Annotated in this window: 18 protein-coding genes; 12 read left to right on the forward strand and 6 right to left on the reverse strand. The window is 46.8% G+C overall.

Annotated features, from left to right (window positions below; genetic code table 11):
• Window positions 1–2 precede the first annotated feature (2 nt).
• Window positions 3–860 (reverse strand): carbohydrate ABC transporter permease, encoded by an 858-nt coding sequence (locus AC0YN7_RS10400; RefSeq protein WP_475809914.1) that lies wholly within the window; start codon window positions 858–860, stop codon window positions 3–5.
• 14 nt (window positions 861–874) lie between these two features.
• Window positions 875–1,741: a carbohydrate ABC transporter permease gene (locus AC0YN7_RS10405; RefSeq protein ID WP_475809915.1), complete on the reverse strand. Its 867-nt coding sequence runs from the start codon at window positions 1,739–1,741 to the stop codon at window positions 875–877.
• Window positions 1,742–2,114: 373 nt separating this feature from the next.
• On the opposite strand from AC0YN7_RS10405, the gene pnuC reads away from it, so the two are divergent.
• From pnuC to AC0YN7_RS10430, 5 genes are all read left to right on the forward strand, one after another.
• Window positions 2,115–2,792 (forward strand): nicotinamide riboside transporter PnuC, encoded by a 678-nt coding sequence (pnuC, locus tag AC0YN7_RS10410; protein WP_475809916.1) that lies wholly within the window; start codon window positions 2,115–2,117, stop codon window positions 2,790–2,792.
• Window positions 2,789–3,799, forward strand: coding sequence for an AAA family ATPase (locus AC0YN7_RS10415; RefSeq protein WP_475809917.1), 1,011 nt, complete (start codon window positions 2,789–2,791; stop codon window positions 3,797–3,799). Before pnuC ends, AC0YN7_RS10415 begins: the two co-directional genes overlap by 4 nt.
• 27 nt (window positions 3,800–3,826) lie before the next feature.
• Window positions 3,827–4,714 (forward strand): NUDIX hydrolase, encoded by an 888-nt coding sequence (locus tag AC0YN7_RS10420; protein WP_475809918.1) that lies wholly within the window; start codon window positions 3,827–3,829, stop codon window positions 4,712–4,714.
• 2 nt (window positions 4,715–4,716) lie between these two features.
• A complete protein-coding gene (locus AC0YN7_RS10425; RefSeq protein ID WP_475809919.1) occupies window positions 4,717–5,268 on the forward strand; it encodes an NADAR family protein in 552 nt (183 codons plus the stop codon).
• A 163-nt stretch (window positions 5,269–5,431) separates the two neighbouring features.
• Window positions 5,432–6,229: a TetR/AcrR family transcriptional regulator gene (locus tag AC0YN7_RS10430; RefSeq protein ID WP_475809920.1), complete on the forward strand. Its 798-nt coding sequence runs from the start codon at window positions 5,432–5,434 to the stop codon at window positions 6,227–6,229.
• 78 nt (window positions 6,230–6,307) lie between these two features.
• Here AC0YN7_RS10430 and AC0YN7_RS10435 read toward each other — a convergent pair whose 3' ends face one another.
• A complete protein-coding gene (locus AC0YN7_RS10435) occupies window positions 6,308–7,870 on the reverse strand; it encodes an MFS transporter (RefSeq protein WP_475809921.1) in 1,563 nt (520 codons plus the stop codon).
• Window positions 7,871–8,302: 432 nt separating this feature from the next.
• On the opposite strand from AC0YN7_RS10435, the gene AC0YN7_RS10440 reads away from it, so the two are divergent.
• Complete coding sequence (locus AC0YN7_RS10440; protein ID WP_475809922.1) at window positions 8,303–10,171, forward strand: leucine-rich repeat domain-containing protein; 1,869 nt, start codon at window positions 8,303–8,305, stop codon at window positions 10,169–10,171.
• 759 nt (window positions 10,172–10,930) lie between these two features.
• On the opposite strand, the gene AC0YN7_RS10445 is transcribed toward AC0YN7_RS10440, so the two are convergent.
• Entirely contained in the window at window positions 10,931–12,316 is a 1,386-nt protein-coding gene (locus tag AC0YN7_RS10445; RefSeq protein WP_475809923.1) for an SMI1/KNR4 family protein, read from the reverse strand.
• A gap of 82 nt (window positions 12,317–12,398) precedes the next feature.
• Window positions 12,399–12,860 carry a hypothetical protein gene (locus tag AC0YN7_RS10450; protein ID WP_475809924.1) on the reverse strand — a complete coding sequence of 154 codons (462 nt, stop codon included), beginning with the start codon at window positions 12,858–12,860 and terminating at the stop codon, window positions 12,399–12,401.
• A 179-nt stretch (window positions 12,861–13,039) separates the two neighbouring features.
• Here AC0YN7_RS10450 and AC0YN7_RS10455 point away from each other — a divergent pair, with 179 nt between their 5' ends.
• Entirely contained in the window at window positions 13,040–13,186 is a 147-nt protein-coding gene (locus tag AC0YN7_RS10455; RefSeq protein WP_475809925.1) for a hypothetical protein, read from the forward strand.
• 166 nt (window positions 13,187–13,352) lie between these two features.
• Here AC0YN7_RS10455 and AC0YN7_RS10460 read toward each other — a convergent pair whose 3' ends face one another.
• Window positions 13,353–14,918 carry a HEAT repeat domain-containing protein gene (locus AC0YN7_RS10460; protein WP_475809926.1) on the reverse strand — a complete coding sequence of 522 codons (1,566 nt, stop codon included), beginning with the start codon at window positions 14,916–14,918 and terminating at the stop codon, window positions 13,353–13,355.
• An 86-nt stretch (window positions 14,919–15,004) separates the two neighbouring features.
• On the opposite strand from AC0YN7_RS10460, the gene AC0YN7_RS10465 reads away from it, so the two are divergent.
• From AC0YN7_RS10465 to murQ, 5 genes are all read left to right on the forward strand, one after another.
• On the forward strand, window positions 15,005–15,883 hold the full coding sequence (locus AC0YN7_RS10465) for a helix-turn-helix transcriptional regulator (protein ID WP_475809927.1): 879 nt from the start codon (window positions 15,005–15,007) through the stop codon (window positions 15,881–15,883).
• Between the two features lie 327 nt (window positions 15,884–16,210).
• Window positions 16,211–17,806, forward strand: coding sequence for an extracellular solute-binding protein (locus AC0YN7_RS10470; protein ID WP_475809928.1), 1,596 nt, complete (start codon window positions 16,211–16,213; stop codon window positions 17,804–17,806).
• A 154-nt stretch (window positions 17,807–17,960) separates the two neighbouring features.
• Window positions 17,961–18,920: an ABC transporter permease gene (locus AC0YN7_RS10475; RefSeq protein ID WP_475809929.1), complete on the forward strand. Its 960-nt coding sequence runs from the start codon at window positions 17,961–17,963 to the stop codon at window positions 18,918–18,920.
• 21 nt (window positions 18,921–18,941) lie between these two features.
• Window positions 18,942–19,814, forward strand: coding sequence for a carbohydrate ABC transporter permease (locus AC0YN7_RS10480; protein ID WP_475809930.1), 873 nt, complete (start codon window positions 18,942–18,944; stop codon window positions 19,812–19,814).
• Window positions 19,815–19,920: 106 nt separating this feature from the next.
• Window positions 19,921–20,892: an N-acetylmuramic acid 6-phosphate etherase gene (gene murQ, locus AC0YN7_RS10485; RefSeq protein ID WP_475809931.1), complete on the forward strand. Its 972-nt coding sequence runs from the start codon at window positions 19,921–19,923 to the stop codon at window positions 20,890–20,892.
• Window positions 20,893–20,926: the final 34 nt, after the last annotated feature.

Consider the following 20,926-nt stretch of genomic DNA (forward strand, 5'->3'; position numbering starts at 1 on the left):
ACCTATCCTTTAATTCCAGAAAGCTCTATGCCCTCAATAAAATACCGTTCTGCAAAAAGAAACAAGAGAATCATAGGCATCATATACAAGACCGAAGCAGCAAAGGATACCCCAAACGCATCTTCCTGCAAGCGAGATAGAAAAATGGACAAGGGCTGCAAAGCGGCATCCTGCAGGAAGATCAGTGGCTGCTCCACCATATTCCAGTAATCTGCAAACAGTAGAACAACAAGCGCCGCCATACCAGGTTTCACCATAGGTAGGACGATCGCGACAAAGGAACGGAAATAGCCTGCTCCATCCATTTTGACAGCTTCCATATAAGCAGTTGGAATCTGGAGCATAAATTGTCTGAGCAGGAACACACCAAATGCTGCAAATATTCCTGGTAAAATAATGGAGCTTGGACTATTAATAAGCCCCAATCGATCAGACATGATGTAATTCGGTACAAGTGTAACCTGGAACGGCATGAGCATGGTTATCAGATACACAATAAATAATGGCTCTCTGCCAGGAAATCGCAGCTTGGCGAATGCAAATGCCGCTAATGTTGCCACCACGACCTGACCTATAATGATTGGAACAACCATAAATACAGAATTCCAAAACATACGTAGAAATTGTGAGGTTGAAATAAGCACCTTGAAAAATTGCTCGAACGAAACCCAATCTGGAATTAACTTCAAATTCACAATATCATTCGTCTGCGTACTACCCAACATGCCGTAATTCAGCATAATTTCCTTCTCCGTCATCAAGGAGCTTACAACTGTCAGTACAACAGGAAACAGCATGATAAGCGCGATTACGGCTAAGAAGATAGTGAGTAGAAGTGTTCTAATCTGTTTCTTGTTCATCCACACACCTCCCTTTACTCCATAAATGAACGGAACTTTCTTTCAACTCGGAAGAGCAACAGCACAATGATTAGAATGCAGAGCACCATCAAGCATGCTGCAGCCGACAGCTTCTGAATATCGAGTGATAGGAACATATTGTTCATATAGTGCTGAAGCATATAGATGCTGTCATGTGGATAGTCACCCGCAACTAAATAGATTTCCCGAAATACCTTGAATGAGTTCAAAATCGACATCAGTATAACTAAAAATCCTGTCGGTACTAAATAAATCAAGGTGATCTGGAGCTTACGAGCCCAGCTTGCTCCTTCCAGGTTTGCTATCTCATAATATTGATCAGGGATATTTTGCAAACCGGCCAAGAACAGAATCACGTTATAGCCAATGTTTTTCCATACATAGATAACTATAATGACTCCTTGCGACCACTCTGATTTCATCCAATCGATCCGATCGATTTGAAGCCACTCCAATACATGATTAAAAAAACCATTCCAATCAAATAGAATCTGCCATACAAGTACAATCGAAGCTACTGGAACAACCAGCGGCAGCACATAAGAGGTACGCAGCCAGTTTCGAAAGAAAACTCGTTTGTTAAGCAGCATAGCAAGAGCAAGTGACAATATAATTAGAATGGGAACGCCAATAATAGTAAACCAGAACGTATTCCCCATTGCCTTTTGAAAGGATGAACTGGCTAATAGGCTCTGATAATTGGCAAGTGACAACCCTGCCTCTCCGCTTGGATTCTCAAAAGAAAATACAATACTTTGACCAAACGGAATTAAATAAAATAGAGCAAAACCAATCAAGCTCGGAGCAAGAAAGCAGAAGGCCACGAGAATCTCCTTGCGAGCCAAATTTGATATTCTCACAGCCTCACCCTCCAATTGCTTGTTTTAGAATATACATTTTTGTTCCTCCTAAACTTAATGCAACCATCGTATAACAAACGATGTTAAATCCCTGTTAAGCGATTTTCTTTGTTTTGAATTGCACCCCATATAGTAGACATTGGACAACCCTGATGCTTAGGCCGATGAAGACGATAAGGTGCTTTTTGTTATGGTGAGCACCATCTTGGGCCAATGGGTCGGGGCCGGATTTAGGGGGAAGCATCTTCACGTTTTTACTTGCATCTCCCTTGCTTTTTTGCTATATTTGATATTAATAAAGTGTTATTATCAAAATGTTACTAACTAGAAACCGAATGGTGAAGGTTCAGAAATTGAAAGTGAGGGGTTGAAAGTGGATAAAACATGGGGCGGCTGGAATCTGTTTGAAATCGTCTGGCTAGTTTTGTTTACCTCGATTGCTGTCGGGTTTACGATTATTTCTAAAGATTCCTTAGTCGGTTTTACGGTCTTTATCACCGGGGTGTTGTGTGTGGTGCTCGCGGCGAAAGGAAACCTGATGAGTTATGTTTTCGGAATGTACAATACGGTCGGTTACGCGTACTTGGCTTACATCAACGGCTTGTTCGGAGAGGTCATGCTGAATCTGTTATTCTTTGTTCCTATGAATGTCGTTGGCTTCTATATGTGGAAAAATAACCGCCAAGACGGCAAACTATCCATGCGCCAGATGGATCCTAAGGGGCTGTTCCTCGTGGGAGCGGTCTGCGTAATAGGCTGCCTGCTACTAGGGATCGGGCTATCGTTCATCCCAGGGCAGAACTCGCCTTATATCGATGCTATTACGACGGTATTATCCATCGTGGCTACCTTTTTAATGGTCAGAAGATTCAAGGAACAATGGCTGGTCTATATTGTTCTGAATATGTTCACGGTGCTGTTGTGGGTGATTCGGATGCTGGAAGGCAGTGGCGAGGGGTTGCTGATGATCGTCATGTGGAGTGCGTATCTGGTTAACGCGGTATACGGCTACTACAATTGGAACAAAGGGGCCAAGGAGGTGTCGGCATGAAGACGCTTGGATTAACGCTGGGGAAGTTTGCCCCGTTGCATAAAGGACATCAATTCATGATCGAGACGGCGCTGCAAGAGGTCGACGAGTTAATTGTGGTAATTTACGAGACGATGGTGACCCCGATTCCGCTTCATATCCGAGCGAACTGGATCCGCAAGCTCTACCCGACGGTCCGGGTGATCGAAGCTTGGGATGGTCCGGATGGGTATTCGAACGACCGGGAGCATGAGATTCGGGAGGAGCAATATATTCTGGGGCTGCTGAAGGGCGAGCAAGTGACGCATTTTTACTCCAGCGAGTTTTACGGCGAGCATATGAGTGTCGCTTTAGGCGCGGTGGACCGGCGGGTGGATGAAGCCCGTGAGCGGGTGCCGATTTCGGCCACGATGGTCCGTGCCGACCCTTATAAGTATCGCGAATTTGTAAGTGATGTAGTGTATAGGGATTTAATCACGAAAGTGGTTTTTGTGGGAGCGATGTCGACTGGCAAATCTACAATCACCGAAGCGCTTGCGCGGCGGTATTGCACAACCTTTGCGAGTGAATATGGACGCGATTATTGGACCGAGCATCAAGTAGATCGAAGAATCGGCCTAGAAGCGTTCGATGAGATTGCTTTGGGCCATATCGAACGGGAAGAGCAGGCGCTGCTGGAAGCAAACCGGTATCTCTTTGTCGATACCAATGCAATTACCACGTATATGTTTGCCTTGGATTACCACGGCCGGGCTCCTGAGTTCTTAGCCCGGATCACCTTAGAAAACGCGCAGCGCTACGATCTATTTTTCCTATGCGACGATGATATTCCTTACGACGATACATGGGACCGTAGCGGGGATCAGAAGCGGCATATTTTTCATAAGCAGATTATTGCGGATTTGAAAGAGCGGCGGATTCCCTTTATCACGCTGCGTGGAAGCCTGGAGGAACGAATGCACAAAGTAAACGAGGTTTTGGCGAAGTTTGAGCCATACCGGAACTATTTCGGAGAGCTGTACGGCTAGAATAAAGAACAAAGGAGGAAGGGACACTTGAATTTGTTGGATCGTGATGGACTTACAGAACGTGAATTTTTCGAGCAGTACCGTGCAGGGGATTACGAGCGGCCTTCGGTGGCGGCGGACATGGTCATTTTCACCGTCACGAACACGGAGGCGGACAGCTACCGCAAGCTTCCGGAAAAAGAGCTGCGAATTCTGCTCATTCGCCGGGGAGGTCACCCGTTCCTGGGCAATTGGGCGCTTCCGGGCGGCTTCGTCCGACCGGACGAGACGACGGAGCAGGCGGCGGTGAGGGAGCTGCGCGAGGAAGCTGGCGTGGATGACGTATATTTGGAGCAGTTGTACACCTTCAGCGATGTTGGAAGGGACCCTCGTACCTGGGTGATGAGCTGCAGCTACATGGCCTTAATCAACAGTGATCAGGTGCAGCTGAAAGCAGGGGATGACGCTGTCGGCGCTACCTGGTTCAAGGTAACCTATCGGCTTCTGCGCGAGCGGAAGGAGCTTATTGAGGATGGGTATGTGAAAACGATGGAATACGAGCTCAAGCTAAGCAGCGAAGAGGAAGAGCTTACGGCAGTTGTGAATCGGACGATGACGTCAAAGCCGACCTCGACGTCAACCGCATACGCCATCGTATCGAATGACGGATTGGCTTTCGATCATGCGAAGATTATCGCTTGCGCTATTGAGCGACTGCGGGGAAAAGTGAATTATACCGATATAGCGCTACATTTGATGCCGCACCTCTTTACTTTGACGGAGCTGCAGCAGGTTTACGAGGTGATTTTGGACAAAGAGCTCCTGAAAGCAGCCTTCCGGCGTAAAGTGGCAGATCTCGTGGCGGAGACCGATTATTATACTGAAAATGCGGGACACCGTCCTTCCCGCTTGTTTCGGAGAAATTTGGAGGAATAACGATGATATACAATATTGAGCAGTTAATAAAAGCATATAACGCGGGTAAAACGTTTAAGTTTGTGTTCTTCTGGGGCCATACACCTCCAAAGGACGGCGGCGTCGACAAAAGCTGTTTCAGCCAATGGTGGATGAGCCCTTTCGTGGTAGAGGGGATCGAGTATTCCTGTGTCGAGCAGTTTATGATGTCCGAGAAAGCAAGACTGTTTGGAGATGACGAAATGTTGGACGCGATTCGTAAAGCTAAGCATCCCAAGGAGATGAAGGCCTACGGGCGTGCAGTCAGAAACTTCGACAAGGACACTTGGGACAACGAATGTTATGGCATCGTCAAAAGAGGCAATTTGGCCAAATTTTCGCAGAATCCAAAGCTTGGCGAATATCTCAAGTCAACGAAAAACCGTATTCTCGTCGAAGCCAGCCCACAGGATCGCATTTGGGGGATCGGCATGGACCAGTCCAATCCGGACGCGGAGAATCCCGTAAAATGGCGGGGTAGGAACCTACTCGGATTCGTGCTGACCGAAGCGAGGGACGAATTGCTGCGGGATTAACTTTTATGCCGGACAGCGACTCCGATCCATCGCGTCCCGTTCCTTTCCGATCTTACTTCTTCATGATATACTGTTTATGCGGTAAACACTTTTGTGTAAGACGGCTTCGCATAGGCAGGCGATTCTAAGGCCGGCTATGAACGACTAAGGAGAGTTTGATCGGATGCATAAAAACGACATAACGCCGGAGGATGCGGCAAAATTGCTTCCGCCAGGCGCAGCGATTGGCTGGGGATTGGTGAAGCCACCGCAGCGTGGGCCTAAACGGGAGATGAGCATCGATCAAATCGTGAAGAAGGCGATCGAAATCGCGGACAAGGACGGCCTCGCCGCCGTCTCGATGAACCGGGTCGCGGCGGAGCTCGGCTTCTCTGCGATGTCCCTCTACCGCTACCTTCCGAGCAAGGACGATCTGTTGCTCCTTATGCAGGATGCTGCATGCGATATTCCATTGCCGCCGGAGAGACCTCCAAATGAATGGCGGGAGAGCATACGTGAGTACGTGATGGGCTCGATCGGAGTTTTCCGCGATCATCCGTGGTATGCAGACATCCCGATCTTCGGCATTCCGATTGCGCCAAACAATCTGCGTTTCGTGGATTGGGCGCTCCGGCCACTGCGGGACATGCAGCTGAACGATTACGAGAAAATGTCCATCGTTCTGTTACTGAGCGGCTACGCCCGTTCTTGCGGGATGCTCCAGAGGGACATCGAACGTGCGATTCAGGCCGGTTCCAGCGAGGAAGAGTTCAGCGGGCTCAATTATTCGGCGGCGTTACAAGCTCTAGTCAAGCCGGAACAATACCCGAACCTGCATCCGCTAGTCATGTCCGGCGCCTATACCGGTGAGAACGAAAGTGAGAACACCGTCGGCAACGACATGGAATTCGGATTGGAGCGGATTCTGGACGGGATCGAACAATATTTGAATCGAAAAAAGAGCGGCACAATGTACAAATAAAGCCGCTTAGAGAAATAACAAAAAGGCTATTTCAAGGTTGAATCACCTGAAATAGCCTTTTTTGTTCGTGGCTTGATGTTACGCGGCGATACTAGTGGCCGCCTTCTTCTCACGGAGCAGAACCAAAGTAGCTGCAGCGGTAAGCAACAGGATGACGCCTGCGACGAGACAGGTGACATGCATGGCGATCATGAAAGCTTCCTGAGAGGCATTTATCACTTGGGATGCTGCATCGGCCGGCAAATGCTGCGCGGCGGTGGACGCTCCGGCAATGGTCTGCCCGGCCGATTGGGCTACTTCAGGCGCGAGGTTCGAGGGCAGAAGAGGCGATATGGCATTGCGGTAGACGGCCGCGAGTACACAGCCGAGAAGTGCGATGCCGAATGCGCCCCCGAGCTCGCTGGAAGTCTCGATGAGGCCTCCGACGGCTCCCGCGCGGTCGGCCGAAGTAACACCCACGACATAATCGGTGACGAGGGTCATGGCGGAAACGATTCCCGCCGCGACCAATCCGGCTCCAACAAGGACGACGGTAAGTGGCAGGAAGCCTTCGAGTTGCACTTGAGTCAGTACGCCGAATCCAATCGCCGACAGTAGTATGCCTCCGGCCATGACGCGCGGCCTCCCGTACGTTAACGACAACTTGGCGGCAATCGGTGCCGCTGCCCCAACGGCAACTGATGGTAGCACGCTCCAAAGGGATGCGACGAACGGGGAGTAACCGAGAACCGACTGGAGGAATTGGGTAGTGACCAATGCGCTCGCCATGAGGGTGAACGTAGCAATCAGGTTAACGAAGATCGAACCGCCGATTCGCCGCTCCATCAATGCACGGATATCGATCAGAGAGTTTGGGATCTTCAACTGGCGCCGAACGAATACGGTTCCGAAGAGCAAGCCTGCTACTAGCATAACGGCAGGCATCATGGCCCAGCCATGTTCGGCGAGTGTCTTGACACCGTAAGTAACGGGCAGGATAGCGGTGAGTGCAAGGATCGAACTGAACACGTCGACTTGTGTACGTACGGTGCTTCGGGACTCTGGTAGCAGGAATGGCGCGATGATCAGCAGCAGCGCCATCGCCGGGATATTAATGAGGAACACCGCACCCCAGGAGAAGGAATCGAGGAGTAGGCCTCCGATAATCGGCCCGATGGTGACACCGCTAGCCATGACGGCGCTCCAAACAGACAACGCTTTAGCCCGCTGCGTAGGGTCATGGAACATCGTACGAACTAGGGCCAGCGTCGAGGGCATGAGGGTCGAGCCGGCAACCCCCAAAATACCGCGGGCTAGAATCAAAGCATCGGCTGTCTGGGCGTACGCCGCGAACACTGAACTCAGAGCGAATCCCACCGAGCCCATCATGAGCAATCGCCGACGTCCGATCCGATCGCCGACCGCACCCATGGTCAGCAGCAAACCGCCGAGAATGAATCCGTATACGTCGAAAATCCATAATTGTTGGGTCGCAGTGGGATGCAGCTCCACAGCAATCGCGGGTGCGGCGAAGAACAAGACGGAGACGTCCATCGATACGACCATCAGCGGAAGACATAAGACGATAAGTGCGATCCATTCCTTGCGGCCGGCCTGTTTGTCACCTGCATGAATAGTGTCGGCCATTTTTGTAGTCTTCATTATGATCCCCTCCTTACTGTTTGCAATATAAACTGTAATATTTATAAACAGTATATGATATAAACAGTATAAGGTCAACACAATTAAAATAAATTCCACACCACGGCTTCAGATTAAAGAAAGGCCATCCCGCAAAGGATGGCCCTAAAACTTGTCGTTATCGACAGCGAGCTGAACCGTACCACAAGTGAGGGCGAAAAATTCGTTGTTGGTATGGCGGGGGAGTGTCGGTGAGAGTGTGGAATCAGAAATATAGCCGGATAAGCCTCGATTCCTATCCAATCGTCATGTGTTGACATTTGTATTTTAGGCAACTAAGCTTAATTGGAAATAATATGATAAATGTGGGGAAAACTTGTTCTGTTTTTTTGGCAATACATAATGAATGATAGAATTTGTCTTCATAGATAAGAAGATTAGGAGTGTTGGCCAGTGGAATTAATTAAATTAAATTGTCCAAATTGTAATGGGAAAATTGAATATAAAGAAGGGCAAACATTTAAATGTCCTTATTGTGAAACTGAATTAATGTTGAAGGAAAATAACGTTTATTATGTTGACCAGACGATTAATAATTATTATGGAACAACTCCTGCCAATACAACAACACGCCCAAATATGAATTTAAAGATGCTATTAATTGTGCCGATCGTACTCGTTTGTTTATTCTATGGATATTTTCTCTCGAACAGCAATCAAATAGAATATGGCAGCCAAGCAGAAATAACTGTTCGAACAATGCCTGAAAGCGAAGTTCTCCTGTTCTTTTTGAAAGATATTTTTGATAAAGGAGAAGCACTGCCTACAGAGGAAGAAATCGCAAGTATTCGTTATTTGTCTACACGTTTTTATGAAAATCAATGGCACTTTGCTTACAGCTTTGATGATCCATTTTCGAATAAGCAATCCGAAATTTCCAACTATATTATTTTGGATAAGCTGTTAAATACACAAAGAATCGAACAAAAAGACTTTGAAGCCTTTACCGGACTGACTGTATTGAATCTGATGGGCGAATATGAAATTTCACAAAGTGAGAATGTAAGCTTCCGACATCTGGAAGGGTTAAAAAGCTATGAAGGAGGCTTTAACGAATCATTTGGTAAAATTGCCGATTTTCTTGGCGATAAAAGTAAAATAGTACAGCTCTCTACTCAAATTCGCAGTAATAATGAACTGGCATTATTATCCGAGTTTCCGAATCTGGAGTCACTTGAAATTTCGTATATTACTGATTCTGTTACCGATTTTCACATACTGAGTCAACTTCCGCTTAAATCACTGTCTTTAAAAATGATCAATGATTTTAAGTGGCTGTCTTCATTAACCGGTTTAGAGTCATTAGCGATAGATAATAGTGAAGTGACAGATTTCAGCGCATTTTATTCGCTGAGTCATTTACAAGAGTTGAAGCTTACATCGGTAAGAAACTTAAAAACACTTGATTTTATACAAAACATGCCTAACTTGCAGTCGCTTGATATTGAACATGCTGACATTGCGAATTTAGAACGTCTTAGAAATAAGTCATCATTGACGAAGATGAACTTATCTTCCCTAAGTCAATTGGGATCTGTTGAGGTTGTGAATAGCTTGACTTCACTGACTGAATTATCGATAACTGGTTATTATGGATCTGTATCATCATTAGCATTACCAAATTTAAAGAAAGCTGAATTATCGAGTTCTTTCATACCAAAGTTAGAGGCACCTGCTTTAAAATCTTTAACTGTTGACATAGACAGCGTAGATTTGGATGGAGCAGATTTAGTGAAACACCCACAGTTAGAACAAGTTTCAGTGATGGATTCTGGAAGCTTTACAAATATTAGTTCTTTGAATCGTCTGCCAAGTCTACAAACATTAAATTTAAATGAGACGAACTTCTACGAAGAAACGAGTGCATTATTCAATTTGCAGCATGTAAAAACGATAAATTGCTATGAATGCAAGTTCCAATTAAATAGTCAGAATCCAATTGCGAATAACACGCTGGAGCATTTGACTTTGAATCAAATATCTTTTCGAATAGGCAATAATGACTGGTTGCATGAAATGGATAAGGTGATGCCTTTCTTTGCTGATTTTACAGCGTTGCGTTCATTTACGGTGCAAGAAAGCAACATTCAATCGTTGGATTTCATGAAAAATTGGCAACAAATTGAGGAGCTTTACTTAGAAAATAACGCGATCTCCAATGTAGAGCCTTTAGTGAAGCTGCCAAATTTGAAGAAGCTGTATATTTTGGGGAATCAAGTGCAAAACAAGTCCGTTCTGGATAAGGGAGTTTTGATTTATTGAGGTAACGGCTTCTGAAAAGCCAGTATTTCATGTGGTCTCTATAAATTTAAGAAGAAGAAGAGCCCACGTCGAACGGAGGCTACTGAAAAAGTTCATAGCATTAAATCAGAGTACCCTTCCTCGATTTTTTGAGGAAGAGTACTCTGTTTTTACAGAATAAATATTGCCTTGATAACGGGCGAAATGCAATGCCTCCCATTTGTATGTTTAAATATGGATCGACCTAAAAATCAGCGTTTGACAGAAAGTGAGATCAGCCTACTCTACTCTACTCTACTTTTCTCTTCCGTTGTCGTATTTGACTGTATTTTATACAACCAACACCACTTCAAAAACGTTGTATTTGTCCCAGACTGTATTTCATACAAGCTAATCGCCTGTTACGTAGATAAAGAGCTTCAAACAACCTATTTGATTGTATCTTTTCCATTCAAACACATCAAAACATGGGAATATAAGCTGTTTGAATGTACGATATCCATTCTACACGCCCATCTATCCCACTTACATGCGTTGAAATACTCACACGAAAGCACGATTCAATCAGAAATCACCAAAGCAGGGTGTTATAAAGAAGGATCAAAGACAAAATCATATTCGATAAGCATCAAATCAAAATAGGCTGCTTTCCATTCAGAATAGAATGGAAAGCAGCCTATTTTAATATAAATTCGTTTCACAAGATTAATATACAGGTTTTTCAATGGACTACGTCGAACGTGGGCTCTTGTCGTTGCTTGCATGATCCGGGTCGGCCTTTTAGGCTTCTCTCAGCTGCTTAACCACTTCCACAGCGAACTGATCCGTAAACCGAAGGCGTCTATTTTCCTGTACGATACGTCCTTCATGCATGCGGCGGTCCAGCCATTCGGTAATCCATCCTGGGGCATAGCCGCCTTGACCGAATTCTCCGCCGAAGGCGATCATTTTCTCATAGATAGCCAAGTATTGTTCGCGACTGGTATCCGGGTATGACTTTGTGTATAACCAAAACTGCACATCATACATCAGATACGATAATTCATCCGCATGAAAAGAAAAATGGCCTTTTTCTTCGACAATCCGTATACAGATGCTGCGGATTTTCTGTTCAATCTGTTCCACTTCCATTACTCGAGAGCAAAGCTCCTCCAGCAAGGGAGAAAATTTCCCGTGGGATACTTTGTAAAGATCCGCTTCCTTGTCCTCCTCGGAGGTATCAAATTCTTCTTCACTCACTAGGCCACTAATAAACGCTTCGAAATTATCGGCCAGGAAAGTAATTTCATAATCGTCCTCCTGATCAACGTGAATCACTTCTGGTTCACCATCTCTCCCGCATGCCCGGTAATCTAACATCACGACGTCATGACCTGCTGAAGGACAATCGCAGATCACTACGCCAATGTCAGGATATCCCCATTCCTCAATCATAAACCGACTGCCGAGATCCCCGCAGAGCGAATAGCTTTTCTCACGGCCAATGCCCAGGATGCCCGTAATGGCAATATGATCCTCAGCCCAGGAAGTGGGGTCCTCTGTTGGAAAGCAGGTGTTCTTCGAAATTCCGCCATTCTGCTGCTTCATCAGTGCAATATAAGAGGAGGGGAGCTTGTATCCCAGCTCTTCCTCGATCAAGGTGATCAGTTCATCCGTGGGTGGCTCGGAAAGATAGGAATTCCTCGCGTACTCGCTGTCGTCCCAAAAATCAACAAGCGACATGTTCAAAAAAGGAACTTCCTCCGCTGCCGATCCGCGAGACTTCATGGCTGCTTCCATTTTGGTAGCCATCCTACGCTCTTGTCTTTGCTGCTTCTCCGCTTTTTGCAAGCTCCACCTTAACCATAATTCGGTACGCTGATCACTGGCTTCTAATTTGTCAGAGGTACTGAATGCTTGAGCCGCATCCTCATATCTATTTAAATGATAAAAAGCAAAACCTACCCGAAAGTGCCATACTGGATCGTGTTGACCCGCTTCAGCAATTGTTGCCAATTGGTTGAGTGCTTCTTCATAAAGCCCCAAGTTGTTATAGGCTCTGGCCAGTCGGTTGATCGCCTCGTAGTCCCGTTCCTCCTCAGGAGCGGCTAACAGCAAGTCCACAATTCGCTGCTGTTCGTCTTCTTCATGCCATCGGTTCAATTGTTCGATAAGCGCTTGGTCCATTGCAGCCTCCAAAACTATTATTTTTCTAAAAAATTTAGCAGCGTTTGTCCTCAAAAATTCGTGCCTGACCGGTAGCTAAGGGCTACATGGACGCCAGCCACGCGGTGCTGCCGCCTGCGATCGTCAATATTGCTCCGGCCGAAATTCCCCATCTATGCTTTTTATCTAATCTAATTTCCCCAAATAAAATAGGTAGCAGCCATTTAAAAGCAAGGAGCGAGAAGGCACCTTGTACGGTTCCCCAAAGTACCAGATTCTTGGCTTGATCCATGTAGGCATCGGTTGAAACTGGACGGGAGAAGGCCAATGTTCCTCCGGTTCGTGCGTTCCAATATGTCAATATCATATACATAATCAAAGTTAGCAAAGTCAAAAAAACCGTGAGAGTAAATTTGATCAGGTCTGGTAAAAACCATTTTTTCGAGGACTTGGATGTAGGTAATCCAATTAGGAAGAATACAAAACCTACAAAAACCGCGCAACCTACAAAGGCACATAAAGCGCCATTCACGATGGCTCCCGCCATCAAAAGAATAAACATCATACGCTCCTCCCGTAGTTTGGATAATAGGGTTTCAACATCTCCCGATTAGAGCTCACTGCGGGTAACTAAATCGGTGCATCGCCAGCAAATTCGAGCAGGTCTTGACCCTGGAACTGCAGTATATAACGCTTGGTATCTTCTACCTTTACAAATTGTAACATCGATAAATGGCTGTGTACATGAATAAGAGAATGATCTCGAGTAATGAATCATACTGGATTAATACATCGGAAGACAACCGTCTCACTCAGCTCTGGGATATTCCAAAGTTTCTTACCGGTCAGACAATTCAAATCGATGGCGGTGCCGGTATTTGCATCGTATAGGAAAACCTTGAATCGCAGAAAAAACCAAAAAAACTATGAACCGAAAAATAGTTAGTGAAACATAGGAATAAGATATCTTGGCGTAAACGCACAGAACGCCATCTGGTCTCCTGGCGGGGAGACCGGACAGCGTTCCGTGAAGAACTAGATTGTCGTATATTTTCGTTTAGAACGTGCTCGCTTTATGGGTATCGGGGCACCATCTTGAGGATCGGTAGAATCGAATTAATGTATCGATAGCCTCAGGCGTACGTAGGCATGTCAGTGCTTCAGCAGCATAGGATCTCACATAACGGTCATGGCTTTCCAAACCTTTCTCAAGTGCCTGAAGCATGATGGCCGGGTCGCCTGCCTTTCCGATGCGCAGCAAGGACAACGCAGCGGTATACCCGATTTTGTTCGTGATATAAGTTTGATTTCCTACGTAACCATCCGACGTATTCGGTTTGTCGGATATTTCTTTCGTGAGCGATTCCTCCAATGCGCCCGCCAACGCCGGAACGATTTGCTCCGCGGGCTGTACGATCATCCCCAGTGACTCGATAACGTTGCGGCGGACCCATTCGCTCTCATCGCTTAACGATGTGAGCAACGCCGGAACGGCAGAGACGGCATCCGTACCGAGCATACCGAGAACAAACGCTGCGAGCGCTCTCCGTTTTTCTTTCGGATCGTTAAGAGCATCGATCAGCCCCGGTGCTGCGCCGGCACCCGCCCCTTGAAGACCGTATGCAGCGCGCTCTGCGATCTGGTTGGTTCCCGTCGCCAGTTGCGCAAGCAACTCTTTCACGCCTTCTGGCCCAATATGTCCGAGCGCATAAGAAGCATTGAGCGCGACGGTTTCTACCGAATCACCCAGCAAACTACCGAGCTGCGGCGCCAAGGCAGCGGCGGAGGAGCCGTATCGTCCAATCTCGTCAGCTGCCTGTCCCCGGATTTCATATGACTCTGAAGTCAAATCGTTCTCCAACTGCTTCAGCTTGGAAGTATCCGCGTATGTTGAGCCGTTCGCTGATACCACCCGTTCACCGCGCAACCAGTTCCAGATGTCGTTCCACAGATGATGATGGAATGCCGGCGTTCCTTCCGGAACAACCAGTTCGTCATTCGTATGATTCCAGCTTGGCTGCTCCGGGGCCCGCAGCCGAACAAATTGAAACTTTAGCATATAGCGGTCCAGATTCGTCGTATTTATTGAAGCTTTATGCCAAATATCGAAATGAACCAGTACCATGGTACCCGCTTTTCCAGTCGGAAGCAGCGTCTCCCCCTGGTCGCCGATAAACTTCTCATAATATTGGGTTCCCGGCATGATTGCGGTTGGTCCCAAGTCTTCGGTAACATCTTGCGAATAATATAAGATCATCGCCCACCACGGCCGGTGGCTGCGCATCGCTGACCAATACCCGTCCTTATGCCAAGCGCCCCCGCCAGGAGTCTGATTGCCTGGCTGATTGTAGTGGCAGTGTCGATGCGGATGCATGTAATAGTCCGGCCCCAGAACGCTCGTCAAAGCGCCCTTCACAACTGGCGTGTCGAAGAATTGCTGAATATCCGGAACGCGCGGCAAAATATTATTGCCCGGATTGCCCTCGTTGTGCAGAACATAATTAATTGAGTCCATAACATGCTGGTGAAGCTGCTGTGGCAATTCATTCTGTAACACGACATAACCTTTCGTGACGAACTGAATCATTTGTTCATCTGTCAACAAGAAACGGGAATCTACCATGTGAATATTCTCTCCTTTTTCCGTATAATCTATAAGTAAATATAACCTCAGCCGAACGATTTTGTATTTACAGAGAGATCATTTTTTTGTACGATAATCATATGAATATTACATCCTTGCACCCATATGTTTATTATGCGACCCGATACCCGTTCTCCAAAGGACAGACCAGCTTGCAGCGTATATGTTATGGTAGCTCCCTCTATCTCATCAGCGAGGGCCATGGTGTCATACATACATGCGGACGGACGCATATAGCCCGGCCCGGTTCGCTGGTCTATATTCCTCCAGGGCAGATCCATGAATGGATTGCGGATGATTATGATCCGATGGTACATATTTGCTGTTACTTCGACTGGCACTTCGTCGACCGGCAAGCGCGATTCGAGTCACCGTCAACGATTCACTACGATTTCTCGCAGGTACAGACCGACATGATCGGCCCGGCTTTTCTCTATTCCATTCCGGAGCATTTGACCGTTGAACGAATACGCATCTGGACTGAACTATTCGAAGGCTTTTATACGGACAATGTATATCCAACCGAACGCACGATGCTAAGGAACTTGAAGGTGCAAAGTCGGTTTCAAGCATTTATCGAGCATTTTTTAAGCTTCGCACTAAATGAGGCGCAATTTCCGGACCCGCGTATGGATAAGCTGCTGGAGTGTTTGGATCAGGATATGATGCGGGGCCGACCGGAGCCGCTGGAGCATTATTATGAAGAACTGCGGATCTCGCGGGGCTATTTCTTCGAGCTGTTCAAGCACGCGACAGGGATGTCGCCCATTCAATACATAAATCACTTCCGAATCAACAGAGCAAAATATGACTTGCGCTATTCTCAGCTTACCGTCACGGAAATAGCGGAGAAGCATGATTTTTCGTCCATCCACTATTTCTCCAGACTGTTCCGGCAAATCACCGGTACAACTCCCCTGCAATATCGAAGTGGCCAGGAATGATTGACGCTTGAGGGTCGGGTTCGGGACACTCACCGCATCCAACCCTTTCCTCCTGCCGTAATAGAAACTGGCCATTTACACAATTATCGTCAGAATATTTGGCTCCTTTAGGAAAAGTAAATTATGCCAACTGAATTGAAATAATATTTCAAAAACTACGTTGACCTCTGAAATAAAAAATGGTAATATTCACCCAAGTACATCAGAATATGACTGTTCATAATTGATTGTTTCTAGTCAACTTTGAGTAACCCGCTGAATGTTGTAATTTGCTTTTCATTCAGAATCTGGGAGGTCGTTTCAAGTATGTTGAAGAAAAAAAGTGCTTTGTTATCCCTCGTTTTTATTATGTTGGCAACGCTTACAATCTCCGCGTGCAGCTCTAAGGACACCAACAATGGATCCCCATCGCCGACAGCAAGCCCAACTAACAGCCCGAAAGCAGAAGAAACGCCTGACAAGGCGGAAGAGCCGCTTAAATTCACTGTTTACTATTCTGACAATGCAACGCTGCCCTTTCAGGAGAATTGGCTAGCCGTCCAGGAAGTAAAGAAACGCTTTAACGTAGATATTAAGTTTGAAGTAATTCCAATCGCTGATTATCAGACGAAGGTTTCTCTCGCTCTCAACACCGGCACCAATGCCCCGGATGTGATTCTTTATCAATCTACTAAAGGGGAGAATGCCTCCCTTGCTCTTAACGGCGCTCTCGTTCCAATCAGTGATTATGCCAACTGGACGCCTAATTTCAATGCACGGGTCAAGGAATTTGGCCTGGAGAAAGATGTGGAGAGCCTCAATTTGAAGGATGGCAAACGCTACTATTTGCCTTCGTTATACGACAAACCTTTTTATGACGGCGGCCTCATCCTGAGACAGGACCTGCTGGATAAATACAAGTTGGAAGCACCTAAGACGTTCGACGATCTGTACAACGTACTGAAAAAATTCAAAGAAGAAGACCCGAAATCCTACCCGCTGACGATACTCGCCGGCCCTCGGGTGCTGTATCGCATGACGATGCCTTCGTTCGGCGTCAGCGTCGGCAAGAACGGCGCTTCCGGCACCAATACATTAAGCTGGGATTACGCCAATCAAACCTACTTCCCAGGCGCCATCAGCGACCAGTACAAGGAATATATGACGTTCTTCTCCAAGCTGTACGCGGAAGGCTTGCTGGATCCGGAGATGGCTGATCCTATCGACGGAGACAAGTGGTCCCAGAAGCTGGCCACCGGCAAATCCTTTGCTACTTATGCTTATTACGATCAAATCGGCGGCGTGGAAGGCGCGGCGACAGAAGCTGGCTTCGACCTGCAGATGTACCCTCCGTTAGCAGGTTCTGCAGGAGCGCATCATCAGCCGAAGAGCAAGACCGGCTCAGGCATTATTTTCCCTAAGAAGACGGCAGATCGAGCAGACTTTGAACGTTTGGTGAAGACTGTTGATGAAATCTTCTTCTCTGAAGAAGGCGCTAAAATATGGACACTGGGCGTAGAAGGCCAAACCTACACGATGGACGGCGACACTATCAAGTACGCGGATGATATCGCTGGCTCCCCTAACGGTATCTATAAAACGATGCAGCTGAAATACGGTGCTGGTTCCGACGTCACCCAGATGGTATGGGTCAACGCCCGGGAAATGACGAAATACGATGAAAATTACGCACAGATCAATGCCACAGTAGCCGCTATGGACAATGCAATACAGGGTATTCCTCCAACGCCGATGTTTGACGATATGGTAGCCGAGGAGGCTAGCTCTCTGCAGTCGCCACTCCTCGATACATTTGAAGTGTGGGCCGATGGTTTCTTGACTGGCAAGAAGAGCTTGGAGAAGGATTGGGATCAATATGTTAAGGAAATGAAAACGATGCAGATTGAACGCTTCACCCAACTTTATAACGACAATATGAAATAATTAAAGAATTCCGTGATTTCCGATGCAAATGATTCGAATAAAGGCCTGCTAGGAAAAATGGGTCACCGGTTGACCAGCATTTTCACAGCAGGTCTTTGCTCTTTAGGGAACGAACACTCTAACGGCTTTCAACCATGCGAAGAAGGTGATAGATATGACGGATTCGACAATGCCCTCAAAAGCATCACATAAAAGCATTACCTCTCGCACGTCTTCGAGGCATCACTTTCGCCGTTACTGGCAGCTATACATTATGATGCTATTGCCTTTGAGCCATTTTTTGCTCTTCAAATACGCGCCTCTAATTGGCAACATCCTAGCTTTCCGGCGTTACCGTCCTGGCATGGGACCATATGGAACGGAGTGGGTGGGATGGGCCTACTTTGAACGTTTTCTTCAAGACCCGGCCTTTTGGCGAGCTTTTAATAACACATTAGTGCTGTCCTTTGGGAACATCCTGATCAATTTTCCGATTCCCATCATCTTCGCCCTGCTGCTGAATGAAGTGCGTTCACAGCGTTTCAAAAAGTTTGTACAAACCGTTTCCTATATGCCTCGCTTCATTTCCACGGTGGTGGTCATCGCGATTCTGGGTGAGCTTTTATCCCCCAGCTCCGGCATGCTGAACCGAGTGCTGGTGGAACTGTTTGGTATGGATCCGATTTATTTCGTCAATGAGCCTCAATATTTCCGTCCGATCTATATTCTCAGTGAAACCTGGCAATATACGGGCTGGACCGCAATCATTTATTTGGCTGCCATCACCGGTGTTAACCGAGAGCTATTCGAAGCGGCGGACATCGATGGCGCTAGCCGTTTCCAGAAGGTTATCTTTGTAACTATTCCATCTATTATGTCTACTATAATGGTTATGCTGATCCTGAATGTCGGTTCACTCCTAAGTCTTGGATTTGAAAAGATATTATTGCTCTATACGCCATCAAATGCCATGGTGAGCGACATCATCGACACGCTTGTCTACCGCACGGGGTTAGCTAATCAGAATTATTCTTATGCGACTGCCATCGGATTGTTCAGCGGCATAGTTGGTGTGATCCTTGTCTCCAGCACCAATTGGGCAAGCAAAAAAATGTCAGGAGAAAGCATATATTAGCTTGGAAAGGAGCGGCAGTCCATGTTCAAACCGCGAAAATTTCGTCCTCTGACGATCGCCGATGTGCTTATCTATGCTTTCATGATACTTGTTGTTTTGCTCTGTTTTGTCCCATTCCTCTACATGCTGGCGCTCTCCCTGTCCAGCCCAGAGGCAATTATTAATAACAAAGTCTCGCTAGTTCCGATTGGGTTGAATTTTGAAGCCTATAAGCAAATTTTCATGTATCCCCACTTTTTTAGAGCTTACGGCAATACCTTTTTCTATACTGTGGGTGGTACCTTAATTTCCTTGTTTATGAGCTCCCTATTCGCTTATGCGATGTCCAAGCGGTTTCTCAAGGGGCATAAGCTGGTCATGAAGCTCATTGTATTCTCGATGTTTTTCTCAGGAGGACTAATTCCGACTTATTTGTTAGTTTCCAATCTCCAACTTACTGGTACGGTGTGGGTAATGCTGCTGCCCTTCGCGATCAATCAGTTTAACTTAATTATTTTGATTAATTTTTTTCGGGCGATTCCTGCGGAAATAGAAGAGGCCGCCATCATTGATGGACTGGACTATTTCGGAATTTTAAGGCGTGTCATTCTGCCTTTGTCTACTCCGGCATTAGCTACGATCGGCTTATTTACAGCTGTTTTCTTCTGGAATGACTGGTTCAACGGCTTAATCTATCTAAATACCAACCAGTATCCGGTTATGCTTTTCTTGCGTAACATTGTCAACGGGACGACTATGGTAGGAGACGGAGCGGGTTCGGCGGATAAGAGCACAATTGCCATGTCCATCAAATCGGCCGTCATTATCACCTCAACGCTGCCTATTATTATTCTCTACCCTTTTCTGCAGCGCTTTTTCGTAGCTGGATTAACGGTTGGCTCGGTCAAAGGCTAATGCCAAATAAGGAAAGAGGGGCCTTAAGGCTCCCTTTCAGACTTATTATTAGAAGAGAGTTCAACAGAATCTAACCTCTATCGAGTCAAAAAAGGATGGATGAATTATGATTTCATACTTTGCCAAATTGACAACAGAAATGAATAACCCTGCAACTGCATTAATTGATGAAAGCGGTACTCGTGAAATGCTGCTTCTGATGAACGAGGAAGATCAGCTTGTTCCTATATCAGTCCGTCAGGAGATCGATGCGATCGCTGCTGCGGTGGATATGCTATATGCATCATTGAGAAGTGGGGGGCGAATGTTCTATGTGGGAGCCGGTTCCTCGGGACGGCTGGGTGTGCTGGATGCTAGCGAATGTCCGCCTACGTATGGAACAAGTCCTGAGCTGGTTCAGGCTTACATCGCCGGCGGCGATACCGCGCTTCGTACAGCGATCGAAGGAAGCGAGGATGACGCTGAGAGCGGAGCGCTTTTGATCCGTGAGAAAGGCATTAACTCAAACGATGTGGTCATTGGGATTACAGCTAGCGGCTCGACTCCTTATGTACTGGGAGCGATTCGTCAGGCCCGTGAGAACGGAGCGGGAACTGTGGGTGTTGTCACTAACAAAAATTCTAGGCTTTCTGATCTATGCGATATCTGTATCGCCCCTGTGGTCGGTCCTGAGGTTATTACTGGCTCCACCCGTCTGAAAAGCGGCACAGCCCAAAAGCTGGTGCTGAACATGCTGACTACCGGCGTCATGATTAAGCTTGGCAAGGTATATAATAATCTGATGGTGGACCTGAAGGCTAGCAACAGCAAGCTGTATGATCGCGCTATACGTATCGTATGCGAGGTGACCGGAGTTCCTGAGCAGCAAGCGGCGGAAGCGTTGAAGGAGGCTGGGATGCACGTGAAGACAGCCATTCTGATATTAGAAACCGGTATCAGTGCTGGGGTAGCGACGGAGCTGTTGGAGCGGCACGAGGGTAGACTTAAGGAGGCCATTCGTAACGAGCGAAGCAATTTAACTGTCGGTAAGGAAAACATGGATGACGGAGAGTCGATCGATGATACAATACAGGATTGACTGTAATGATTTGCAATACGAATGAGGGGGTTAT

This window comes from Paenibacillus sp. J31R122 (assembly GCF_056269185.1).

Coding starts and splice junctions, on each gene's coding strand:
- AC0YN7_RS10480 (WP_475809930.1), top strand. CDS start 18,942: ATGTTCAAACCGCGAAAATTTCGTCCTCTGACGATCGCCGATGTGCTT.
- AC0YN7_RS10475 (WP_475809929.1), top strand. CDS start 17,961: ATGACGGATTCGACAATGCCCTCAAAAGCATCACATAAAAGCATTACC.
- AC0YN7_RS10400 (WP_475809914.1), bottom strand. CDS start 860: ATGAACAAGAAACAGATTAGAACACTTCTACTCACTATCTTCTTAGCC.
- AC0YN7_RS10450 (WP_475809924.1), bottom strand. CDS start 12,860: ATGATGTTTATTCTTTTGATGGCGGGAGCCATCGTGAATGGCGCTTTA.
- AC0YN7_RS10460 (WP_475809926.1), bottom strand. CDS start 14,918: ATGGTAGATTCCCGTTTCTTGTTGACAGATGAACAAATGATTCAGTTC.
- AC0YN7_RS10430 (WP_475809920.1), top strand. CDS start 5,432: ATGCATAAAAACGACATAACGCCGGAGGATGCGGCAAAATTGCTTCCG.
- AC0YN7_RS10425 (WP_475809919.1), top strand. CDS start 4,717: ATGATATACAATATTGAGCAGTTAATAAAAGCATATAACGCGGGTAAA.
- AC0YN7_RS10445 (WP_475809923.1), bottom strand. CDS start 12,316: ATGGACCAAGCGCTTATCGAACAATTGAACCGATGGCATGAAGAAGAC.
- AC0YN7_RS10415 (WP_475809917.1), top strand. CDS start 2,789: ATGAAGACGCTTGGATTAACGCTGGGGAAGTTTGCCCCGTTGCATAAA.
- AC0YN7_RS10435 (WP_475809921.1), bottom strand. CDS start 7,870: ATGAAGACTACAAAAATGGCCGACACTATTCATGCAGGTGACAAACAG.
- AC0YN7_RS10455 (WP_475809925.1), top strand. CDS start 13,040: ATGAATAAGAGAATGATCTCGAGTAATGAATCATACTGGATTAATACA.
- murQ (WP_475809931.1), top strand. CDS start 19,921: ATGATTTCATACTTTGCCAAATTGACAACAGAAATGAATAACCCTGCA.